The organism is Falsirhodobacter sp. 1013, assembly GCF_051195255.1.
Lineage (GTDB): Bacteria > Pseudomonadota > Alphaproteobacteria > Rhodobacterales > Rhodobacteraceae > Falsirhodobacter.
Genome location: NZ_JBNJLK010000030.1, coordinates 1 through 9,360 on the forward strand (window position 1 = coordinate 1; position 9,360 = coordinate 9,360).

General features: G+C 58.7%; 12 protein-coding genes. 8 read left to right on the plus strand and 4 right to left on the minus strand.

Annotated features, from left to right (window positions below):
- Window positions 1–118 precede the first annotated feature (118 nt).
- Window positions 119–385 carry a hypothetical protein gene (locus tag ACSHZY_RS18420; protein ID WP_435171637.1) on the minus strand — a complete coding sequence of 89 codons (267 nt, stop codon included), beginning with the start codon at window positions 383–385 and terminating at the stop codon, window positions 119–121.
- Window positions 386–539: 154 nt separating this feature from the next.
- Here ACSHZY_RS18420 and mobQ point away from each other — a divergent pair, with 154 nt between their 5' ends.
- Both mobQ and ACSHZY_RS18430 read left to right on the plus strand, forming a co-directional pair.
- Window positions 540–1,781: a MobQ family relaxase gene (mobQ, locus tag ACSHZY_RS18425; protein ID WP_435171639.1), complete on the plus strand. Its 1,242-nt coding sequence runs from the start codon at window positions 540–542 to the stop codon at window positions 1,779–1,781.
- A 93-nt stretch (window positions 1,782–1,874) separates the two neighbouring features.
- Window positions 1,875–3,050 (plus strand): zinc-dependent alcohol dehydrogenase, encoded by a 1,176-nt coding sequence (locus ACSHZY_RS18430; RefSeq protein WP_435171640.1) that lies wholly within the window; start codon window positions 1,875–1,877, stop codon window positions 3,048–3,050.
- A gap of 554 nt (window positions 3,051–3,604) precedes the next feature.
- Here ACSHZY_RS18430 and ACSHZY_RS18435 read toward each other — a convergent pair.
- Window positions 3,605–4,177, minus strand: coding sequence for a helix-turn-helix domain-containing protein (locus ACSHZY_RS18435; protein WP_435171642.1), 573 nt, complete (start codon window positions 4,175–4,177; stop codon window positions 3,605–3,607).
- Window positions 4,178–4,624: 447 nt separating this feature from the next.
- Here ACSHZY_RS18435 and ACSHZY_RS18440 point away from each other — a divergent pair, with 447 nt between their 5' ends.
- From ACSHZY_RS18440 to ACSHZY_RS18455, 4 genes are all read left to right on the plus strand, one after another.
- The gene (locus ACSHZY_RS18440; RefSeq protein WP_435171644.1) at window positions 4,625–4,792 is read left to right on the plus strand and encodes a type II toxin-antitoxin system ParD family antitoxin; all 168 of its coding nucleotides are present in this window, start codon (window positions 4,625–4,627) and stop codon (window positions 4,790–4,792) included.
- 31 nt (window positions 4,793–4,823) lie between these two features.
- Window positions 4,824–5,189: a type II toxin-antitoxin system RelE/ParE family toxin gene (locus ACSHZY_RS18445; RefSeq protein WP_435171646.1), complete on the plus strand. Its 366-nt coding sequence runs from the start codon at window positions 4,824–4,826 to the stop codon at window positions 5,187–5,189.
- Window positions 5,186–5,521: an XRE family transcriptional regulator gene (locus tag ACSHZY_RS18450; RefSeq protein WP_435171647.1), complete on the plus strand. Its 336-nt coding sequence runs from the start codon at window positions 5,186–5,188 to the stop codon at window positions 5,519–5,521. The genes ACSHZY_RS18445 and ACSHZY_RS18450 overlap by 4 nt, the downstream gene beginning before the upstream one ends.
- A gap of 132 nt (window positions 5,522–5,653) precedes the next feature.
- Window positions 5,654–6,364 carry an HNH endonuclease gene (locus tag ACSHZY_RS18455; protein ID WP_435171649.1) on the plus strand — a complete coding sequence of 237 codons (711 nt, stop codon included), beginning with the start codon at window positions 5,654–5,656 and terminating at the stop codon, window positions 6,362–6,364.
- 166 nt (window positions 6,365–6,530) lie between these two features.
- On the opposite strand, the gene ACSHZY_RS18460 is transcribed toward ACSHZY_RS18455, so the two are convergent.
- Window positions 6,531–6,998 carry a PRC-barrel domain-containing protein gene (locus ACSHZY_RS18460; RefSeq protein ID WP_435171650.1) on the minus strand — a complete coding sequence of 156 codons (468 nt, stop codon included), beginning with the start codon at window positions 6,996–6,998 and terminating at the stop codon, window positions 6,531–6,533.
- A gap of 203 nt (window positions 6,999–7,201) precedes the next feature.
- Here ACSHZY_RS18460 and ACSHZY_RS18465 point away from each other — a divergent pair, with 203 nt between their 5' ends.
- A complete protein-coding gene (locus tag ACSHZY_RS18465) occupies window positions 7,202–8,269 on the plus strand; it encodes an HWE histidine kinase domain-containing protein (protein ID WP_435171652.1) in 1,068 nt (355 codons plus the stop codon).
- A gap of 89 nt (window positions 8,270–8,358) precedes the next feature.
- Window positions 8,359–8,745 (plus strand): response regulator, encoded by a 387-nt coding sequence (locus ACSHZY_RS18470; RefSeq protein WP_435171654.1) that lies wholly within the window; start codon window positions 8,359–8,361, stop codon window positions 8,743–8,745.
- A 102-nt stretch (window positions 8,746–8,847) separates the two neighbouring features.
- On the opposite strand, the gene ACSHZY_RS18475 is transcribed toward ACSHZY_RS18470, so the two are convergent.
- Window positions 8,848–9,360, minus strand: a 513-nt coding sequence (locus ACSHZY_RS18475) for a hypothetical protein (RefSeq protein ID WP_435171656.1), incomplete at its 5' end; no start/stop codon positions are given.

Below are 9,360 nucleotides of genomic sequence, written 5' to 3' on the forward strand. Positions count from 1 at the left end.
GCCACCATCTCGTGGAGGGCTTCGGCTTCGGATCGGTCGAGGCTGGACCGCTTCAGGTCGCGTAGCTCGTTGCGCAGGAGGGTGATCTCGTCGACAAGGGCAAAGGCCGGATCCTTGCTCATGCCTCACCCACCCCGGCGCCGTGCGCCTTGGCGTCCAGTTCGGCAATCAACCCTTCGACTTCCTTCAGGTCCACCTCACGCGTTGCATTCTTGCGCAAAGCGTCGGCCAGCCATTTTGCAATGCGCGGCTCCTTCAGGGCTTCCGTCGTGACGATGGCGCCGACGATGATCTTGCGGCGGGTGTCGCTGGCCTTTTGGCGCGTCTTGAGCCGTGCCAGCTTGGCCTGTGCTTCCGCGATCTGCTGATCGATTGTCCGTGCCATCCTGTCCCTTTCGCTTTGCGCCTTTAAGTTGAAATGTGGCGCGTGAAGCGGTACGGTGTCAACACGAAGTGCCCACTTATACAAACGCTTTGCGTTTGTGTGGGTAAGGGGAGCCTGCATTCCCCTTAAACCCCTAGCGAGTGCGGCGCGGCATATGGCGATCTATCATCTGCGAGCTTCGGTGATCTCCCGCTCCGCCGGTCGCAGCGCGACGGCGGCGGCGGCCTATCGCAGCGCCGCGCATATCGAGGATCGCCGCACCGGCCTCTGCTTCGATTACTCGAAGCGCGGCGGTGTCGATCACGTCGAGATCCTCGCCCCCGAACATGCGCCGGAGTGGGCCACCGATCGCGCGGAGTTGTGGAACCGCGTCGAGGAGGCCGAGACCCGTAAGAACAGCCAGGTTGCCCGCGAAATCCGCGTGGCCCTGCCCGCCGAGCTGACCCACGCGCAGCGGGTCGAGCTGGTGCGGGACTTCTGCCAGCGGGAGTTCGTAGATCGCGGCATGGTGGCGGATATTGCCCTCCACGCACCGGGGCGCGACGGCGACGACCGCAACCACCATGCCCACATCTTGCTCACCACCCGCGAGATCGGTCCCGAGGGCTTCGAGGCGAAGAACCGGGGCTGGAACGCGGTCGAGATGCTGGAAGGGTGGCGCAAGGCGTGGGCGCAAGAGAGCAACCGCGCCTTGGAGCGGTCCGGCATCGAGGACCGGATCGACCATCGCACGCTCGTGGCGCAGCGCGACGAGGCGCTGGAACGGGCGGATGCCGCACGGGAACGGGGCGACGAGCGCGAGGCGTTACGCGAAACGGTGCGGGCGGTGGCGCTGGACCGCCCGCCCTTGCCGCAACTGTCGCCAGGAGCGTGGCAATTGAAGGAGCGCGGCATCGAGGTGGCTGCCGTGCGGGTGTGGCAGGAGGTGCGGGAGCGGTCGGCCGAAGTGGCAAAGGTGGCCAAGGAGTTGGCCGGCCACGTGCGCGAATGGCTGGGTCGTACGGCGGAGCGGCTGGTTCCGGAGTCGGCGCTGGACGCTGGTGGCGCCAGTGTCGCCGCGCAGCGGATCGCGCGATTCCGCGAGCGAGCCGACAAGGCACGCGAGATATGGGCTGCGCGGCAGGGGCAAGCACAAAAGCCGGAACGGGCCAGAGCGGCGGAACCGTACGCCTCTACGCGGGAGCCGGAGGCTGCCGCGCAGAGCCTTGCAGATCGGTTGCGGGCGGCGGCGCAGGGCATGGATAAATCTGTCTTGGCCGAGGCTGCGGCGCGGCTGCGCGAAGGGCGCGAGGCGGAGGACCGGCACCGCGCCGAGATCGAGCGGCAGAAGACACAGGAGAAGCAGCGCGAGCAGGCGCAGAAGGTGCGGGATAGAGGATCAGACTACGGGCTGTAGCAGGCACTTGGCACGGATTCTGTAATGGGAGCGTACCTGCCGGAACATCTTTAACATGCTGCCGTTAATCCTTGTAAATTTAAGGAGAGCAATATGCGGGCACTTTGCTGGCATGGAAAAGGCGATGTTCGGGTTGATACCGTTGCAGATCCTGAGATTAAGCATCCCCGAGACGCGATCATCAAGGTCACTGCTTGTGCGATCTGCGGTTCAGATCTTCATCTTTATGATGGATATCAACCTACTATGGAAAGCGGTGATATCCTTGGTCATGAGAACATGGGCGAGGTTGTAGCTCTGGGGTCTGAGGTGACCAACCTGAAGATTGGCGATCGTGTTGTTGTGCCTTTTACAATAAGTTGCGGCGACTGCTGGTTTTGCAGAAAGGGCCTGTTTTCTGCTTGTGATCGGACCAACCCAAATGCGGAAATGGCTGCCAAAGCGATGGGTCACTCGCCTGCCGGACTGTTTGGTTTCAGTCATATGCTTGGAGGTTACTGTGGCGGGCAGGCTGAATACCTGAGAGTACCTATGGCTGACTTCGGCCCGATTAAGATTCCGGATCACGTCACGGACGAACAAGCTCTATTTTTGTCTGACATTTTTCCCACCGGATATATGGCTGCGGAAAATGCACATATCGAGGAAGGGGATACTGTCGCCATTTGGGGTTGCGGTCCAGTAGGACAATTTGCAATCCGTTCAGCTTTTATGATGGGGGCAGGTCGCGTTATCGCCATTGATGAGGTTCCAGAGCGACTAGCTATGGCAGTTGCGGGAGGTGCAGAGACAATAAATTTCGCAGAAACTGATGTCTATGATGAGCTTCAGGCACGTACCAACGGGCGTGGTCCCGATAGTTGCATAGATGCGGTCGGCTGTGAGGCATCCGGGCACGGTGGTGCCGACGCGGTATTGGACAAAGTCAAAGCGGCAGCATTCCTTGCGACGGACCGTGTTCACGTTTTGAGGCAAGCTATCATGAGCTGTCGTAAGGGTGGTACAGTTTCTATTCCTGGAGTTTATGTGGGAATGGGCGATAAGATACCAATTGGGGCACTGATGAATAAGGGTCTAACTATCAAGACAGGTCAGACCCATGTACAAGCCTATACTAAGCCTCTTCTAGAAAAAATTGAGGCAGGGGAAATTGACCCCAGCTTCGTCATCACTCACCCGGCAAGCCTTGAGGAAGCACCGGAGATGTACCGGAATTTCCGGGATAAGAAAGATGGTGTCATCAAGGTAGTAATGCGGCCTCACGGTTAATTTGACAGTTTACTTACTTCAAACCCGTGCTGATGCGCGGGTTTATCTCTACCGCCGACTCCACGACCACCACGAACGACGCGGCGTTTGTTCTACCATGGGCTTGGTGCGCTGATCTGTAAGAAGAGCTTGCGCCTGCTGAGCTTGCTGTTGCCACCGCTCCAAATCCGTACGCAGGTAGCCTACTTCTCTGTCTCGATCCTCACGCAGCTGTGCCAGTTGTTCATCGCGGTCCGCTAGACGCTGCTGGGTTGCATAAAGGATGCTCTCTAACTCTCTAATCTTGGCAGAAAGTTCGGTGTTAACCTTACTGTGCGGTGGGGTATCCTGCTGTAAAGGTGGACCCTGTGGTGTCCTGTCCATAGGGTAAACTCTATGCAGCTCAGATGGGTCTATCAAATAAGACCCATCCTCCTTTTTCGAAGCCGAAACGCGCCCAGTTTTAATGGATTTGGCTATAGTTGTCTTGCTTTTGCCAGTGGCCTTTGCCGCCTCGCCTAGAGTGTACGCCATGGGGGTATCCTATCGTAAAGGTGCACGGTGAGGTAGACAGTTTAGGGGGTATCCTCGCCATCTTTACGCATGCGAGCGGGCAGGTCTGGCTCCATACTGGGGAAACTAGGCTGCGAAGTGGGTGGCAAGCCTGGACCAGTCGGCAGTTGGCGTTCACCAGGGAACAGGTCCGGAACGCGGTTTAGCGCAGGCAGGGTACCTAGTTCCTCCCGGTGGGGCTGCTCCGCTTCTGAGGCCATAACAGTGGCGGTGAACAAGGCATGCCGTAGCCCTTCGCGCTTGCCGTACCATGCCACCCTGCTGTTGATGACATAGGCATTAACACCCCCCCTATCCCCGATTTGTACGACCTCTACCCAATTATGCTCCTTGAGCATGGCCACGGCGCGGCGGATGGTACGTACGTCACAATCCAGCATAGTTGCCAATGTGCCTTGGCTGACGATTGCAGCATTATTCTCACCCATGCGCGCCATAAGCAGGTGCATTACCCGCATGGCCGCAACCGATCCTTTTAACCCCAGAAACTTGGCCCACGCTTCGTGTGCTGCTCTTTCAGTCTGGACGAAAGTGCCACGGGGTTCGCGCGCAGGAAGGTTTTTTGTGTCGTTCACTGGGATAGGACTCCGTGTGACCTAGGGTAGGGCGTACCCTGCTCATAAGAAGACATGCAATGCAATTACATGGACAGAAAAAATGTTGATGTGCGGACATGAAATGTCATTTCGCGGTTACCCCCGGACACAAGCTGTGTCCTACCCCCCGGACACAAGCTGTGTCCTACCCCCCCCTAGTAAGTCATTGATATAAAAAAGGTTTATTTTTCCCTTCTCTTATGATCTTAAGGACGGCAAAAAATCCACAGTCCGGGCGCGCTTGCGCGCCGGGGGGAAGCGCGCATCCAAGCGCTGGCGACCCCCCGCCTTCGGACGGGCTGGGGAGTTTTTGTTGGCCAAGCGCTCGCGGTGCCTCGATGGCAGCGCGAGTGGTTGAGGGGGGTCTGGGGGGAGATAAATCGGTGCCATTGATATAAGGTGCCATGCTGAGAACAGGAGGACCCAATGACCAGCGACACCACGCAGACGAAACTGGATCTGGTCGAAGAGCACGAAGCCAAGGTGCGGGCTTTGGAGGCTGCGCTGACTGCAGGGGAAGCCTCGGGAGAGCCGCAACCCTTCGACCCCGAAGCCTTCAAGGCCCGGATGTACGCCAGGCACAGCAAAGCTTGATATTATGCACTGCAAGGCATAATGTTTCCTCATGGCATGGGACGTCGAATATACCGATGAGTTCGCGGATTGGTGGGGATCTCTCACCGAAGGCGAACAGGAAGATGTGGATTCCTACGTCCAGCGTCTGGAAGCCCGCGGGCCGAGCCTGCCTTTCCCGCATTCCAGCGGGATCAACGGCAGTCGGCATGACCACATGCGCGAGCTGCGGGTGCAGAGCCATGGCGACCCGTTCCGGGTGTTCTACGCTTTCGATCCGCGACGGTCGGCAATCCTGCTGATCGGCGGGGACAAGACTGGAAACGACCGGTTCTACGATGAGATGATCCCGGTCGCGGATGACCTCTACGACCAGCACATCGCGGCCCTCAAGGCAGAAGGATTGATTGCAAAATGACCGGCAGAACCTCCTTTTCGACGCTGCGCAGCCGGATGACGCCGGAGGCGCAGGAACGTGCCCGGGCCAAGTCCGAGGCTCTGGAAACCGAGATGGCGTTGGCCGAGGTGCGGCGGGCGATGAAGCTGTCCCAGGACGAGCTGGCGGCGATCCTGCACATCAACCAGGCCTCGGTCGCCAAGATGGAAAAGCGCACCGACATGTACATCGGCACCCTGCGCCGGTTCATCCAGGCGATGGGCGGGGAGCTGGACATCGTGGCCCGTTTTCCGGATCGCCAGATCAAGATCGACCAGTTCAGCGCCCCGGCACCCGAAGCTGCGCCGCGCTGACGTGCAGCGGCTTGCGGTTGGATCCGCTGGGGCCCGTTCGGACATTCCAAGCAGACTGTCCACGGGTCCAATATTCCTATGAAATCATCCCTGACGCCTGCACACTAAGCCCTGTCGTGCTGAGAGGGCAAAATGGCGAAAACCAAAGGACACGGAAATCCTAACTGGACCCATGATGAGATTATTCTCGCATTGGACCTCTATCTGCGCCTTGACCGAAACGTCCCTTCTCCTCGCTCCCCAGAAATCCAGGCTCTCTCTGCGGTTCTGCGATCGATGCCTTATCATCTCGAAGCGGCCAAACAGCCGTCGTTTAGAAATCCGGACGGCGTTGGCTTCAAGCTTATGAACCTCCGGCAGCTCGACAGCGGCAGAGGCCTGTCGAACGTGTCAAAGACAGATCGCCAAGTGTGGGACAGATATGGATCCCGACCGGCCGCGGTTCGAGACCTTGCTGACGCTATTAGCAAAGGCATGAAGACGATTACGCCGGAAGATATTCCTGAAGAAATCGAGGAGCTTCCCGAAGGGAGACTTCTGACGGCAATCCACGTCAGACGAGAACGCAACCCGAAGGTTCGCAAGATGCTGCTCGAGGCGAGGAGAGTGACTGGCCTGCAATGCGAAATATGCACTCTATCTCGGCCTGGCATCAAGGCAGAGTTGGAAGAGGCAATTTTCGAAGCTCATCACATCGTCCCGCTAGCCAGAGCCGGAGAGCGCAAAACGAAGCTTTCCGATCTGTCGCTTCTTTGTGCTTGCTGCCATCGCGCAATCCACCGGGCGATGGTCATCGAGCAAAGGTGGCTGACGATCTCCGAAGCTCGTGATCTGATCCTCTGATACGGCGGACCGGATCAACCCTGAGGAGCGGTCCGCGACGGATCGGAATTTATGTGACGCAGTCAAAGGGTGCAGCATCTCTTCTAAAGGTTGTGCCTTGGTTGCGGTGTGAACCACATAAAAAAGCGCGGCAGTTGCCGCGCTTTTTAGGATCACTTGTCGTGAGTTACTCTGCTTCCGGCCATTCGAACTCGGGGGCGCTTTCAAGCGCGGCCCGATCCGACTTCAAGACGGTGAAATAGTCGTTCGGCGAGTCTCCATCTTGGATGACAACCAAGTCGTCCATCGAGACGGCAACGGTTTTCTCGCCCATACCAAGGAAACCGCCGATGTCGGTTAGAACCGCCTTCACCTGACCGTCCTCGCCGATAACCAGATCGCTGATCTCGCCGACGTCATCCCAGTCTTGGTCGACTTCTGTCATTTCGGCGTTCACGTCGATATCGACTTCCGACACATACAGACGCTTGCCAATGAATGTTTCAGCGGACTTATCGCCGGTCGCGAGGGTGTAATTGTAACCCGTGGCCGACGTGTCGGACGTCGTGGTCGCGACCGGTGGCGTTGTCGTCTGGGCGACAACCGGCGACACGAGCATGGCGACTACAGCGGTGGAGGCGAGCAGTTTAATCAATGTAGTTCTCCAAATCTTCTCCCGGCGCAGGCCGGTTGCATAGATAACAGGCGAATTTCCAAGAGGTTCCGTTCCGCTCTAAGTGCCATTTATCCAAGCGTGCATCTTAGTTGGCATCCTGCGCTTGTTGACAATCCTGCCTTGTGCCATGACGACAGATCATCATTCGATGCCGAGGCGGAATGTCTATGGATGATCAAACTATGGATCTGGACCAGCTGTCATTCATCGACATGGACAGCCCGATGGGACGGCAGGTCGCCAGCCATGACTGGGCGTCCACCTCCCTTGGGCCCATATCGAACTGGCCCCCGGCGCTAAAAATTGCGGTTGGCCTCGTGTTGCGCTCGGGCTTTGCCAAATGCCTGTGCTGGGGACCGGATCGCCTCACGATCTATAACGATGCATTCGTGCCGATCCTTGGAGATAAGGGCGATTGCCTGGGCCAGCCCTGTTCGGTCATGTGGAAGGACGCCTGGGACAGCATCGGCCCCATGACGGAAAAGGCCTTCGGCGGAACTGCGACCTTCCTCAGGGACTTCCGGGTCACCATGGACCGGGGTGAGGACGGCCCGGAGGATGTCTTCTTTACCTTCTCGTACGGTCCGGTGGTGGATGAACGCGGGCGGGTACAGGGACTCATGCACACGGTCATGGAAACCACCGACCGGGTGAAATTCGAACGCAAGGCGGCGATCAGCAACCGCGAACTCGTTCACCGCATGAAGAATTCCTATTCTCTCATATCGGCCATCGTGAACCAGATCGCGCGCTCGTGCACAACCCTGGAGGAGTTGCGCGCGAAGCTGATCGAGCGGCTTGGTGAAATGGGGCGGGCACAGGAGATCCTGTCTTTGCGCAACCGCAGCGAGGCCACGGTTGCCGAGGTGGTGTCCCATGCCTTGTCCCGCATCGATGGCAAGGAGAACCGGTTTTGTGCGACAGGTCCCGACATCGATCTGAATGACAACGAAACGTTCGCTCTCACGTTGGCGCTCTACGAGCTTGCGACCAATTCCACCAAGTATGGGGCGCTCTCGGCCGCAGGTGGAAAGGTGGTGGTCGACTGGGATATCCATGAAGATGCCAGTGGTTCGGCATTCACTTTCCGGTGGCACGAATCCGGGGGGCCGCCGGTCACCGCCCCCTCCCGGAAGGGCTTTGGAACATTCCTCATCAAGCGCTTGCTGGCCGCAGAGTTCGACGGGGACGTGTCTCTCGACTATGCACCTGATGGGTTCAGGTGTGTCCTCACATGCCGCAGGGGGTAAATTGTTCTGATCTTTCGCTGGCCGGAACATTTCGCAGCTTTATCATTTGACAAGAAAGAGCGTCGAAGAGCGCCCGAGCAGGATCCCCCATGTGCCATCATATCCTTATCGTGGAAGATACCACTCTGTTGGCGCTCGATCTGGCTGCGACGTTCGAAGATGCGGGTCTTACCGTCGTCGGTATTGCCAAGGACATGAAAAGTGCGCTCCGGCTGGCCGAGGCGCATACGATCGATCTCGCGACGATGGATATCGAACTTGCGCATGGCAGCTGCGGCGTGACCACCGCGCAAGAGCTCTGGGGGGGCCATGGTGTGCCCAGCCTGTTCGTCAGCGGCAGCATCACCGATGAGGTTCAGGAGGCCGCTGCCGTGTCGAACCCCGTAGGCTTCATCCTGAAGCCTGCCGAACCGGACACCGTCCTCGCTGCCATCACATCGTTTTTTGATGATGGAGAGACGAAGCAACCTGCCTGAGCATGTGGGTTGTCGGTAGATTGCGTATGACGTTCTTCATGGCGGCATGGACAGCCCTAAATCGCTCCGATGCGCTACTGATGTTAGGACTGATTTTGATCATCATTCGGGCTGTTCCGCGGGCGACCTAACCTGAAACACGCAGTACCGGCTGCCGTTGGTTTGATCGATGAACTCGCCGCCTGCCGAGCGGCAGTAGATGCCGGGATAATCCCCAAACTCTTCGGCATCGCCCCGGCCTTGGATCAGGATGACGGCCAGCGCGCCCAAAAGCGCCCCTGCAGTCCCGATTGAGGCGAGCCATGCCCAGAACCCGCCGAACCACCTCCACGCCTCTCTGCGGGCCTCTCCGGCGGCCTTGCGCAGATCCCGGGCGGCGGCGATGCTTTCATAATGGGCCTCGCGTATGGCGTCCTTGGCCGCCTCCGTGGCAGCATGGGCGGTATCGCGGCGCAGATCGAGGGCGGCAGTCGCCAGACTGTGCTCGATGCGCTGCTGGACGGCAGGGCCAACCTTGAACATGCGTTCGATTCCCTCGGCCACCATCTCGTGGAGGGCTTCGGCTTCGGATCGGTCGAGGCTGGACCGCTTCAGGTCGCGTAGCTCGTTGCGCAG

Excerpts from the sequence above, each read along its gene's own strand:
- ACSHZY_RS18455 (WP_435171649.1), top strand. The coding sequence starts at position 5,654 with ATGGCGAAAACCAAAGGACACGGAAATCCTAACTGGACCCATGATGAG.
- ACSHZY_RS18430 (WP_435171640.1), top strand. The coding sequence starts at position 1,875 with ATGCGGGCACTTTGCTGGCATGGAAAAGGCGATGTTCGGGTTGATACC.
- ACSHZY_RS18445 (WP_435171646.1), top strand. The coding sequence starts at position 4,824 with ATGGCATGGGACGTCGAATATACCGATGAGTTCGCGGATTGGTGGGGA.
- ACSHZY_RS18450 (WP_435171647.1), top strand. The coding sequence starts at position 5,186 with ATGACCGGCAGAACCTCCTTTTCGACGCTGCGCAGCCGGATGACGCCG.
- ACSHZY_RS18470 (WP_435171654.1), top strand. The coding sequence starts at position 8,359 with ATGTGCCATCATATCCTTATCGTGGAAGATACCACTCTGTTGGCGCTC.
- ACSHZY_RS18465 (WP_435171652.1), top strand. The coding sequence starts at position 7,202 with ATGGATCTGGACCAGCTGTCATTCATCGACATGGACAGCCCGATGGGA.
- mobQ (WP_435171639.1), top strand. The coding sequence starts at position 540 with ATGGCGATCTATCATCTGCGAGCTTCGGTGATCTCCCGCTCCGCCGGT.
- ACSHZY_RS18440 (WP_435171644.1), top strand. The coding sequence starts at position 4,625 with ATGACCAGCGACACCACGCAGACGAAACTGGATCTGGTCGAAGAGCAC.
- ACSHZY_RS18420 (WP_435171637.1), bottom strand. The coding sequence starts at position 385 with ATGGCACGGACAATCGATCAGCAGATCGCGGAAGCACAGGCCAAGCTG.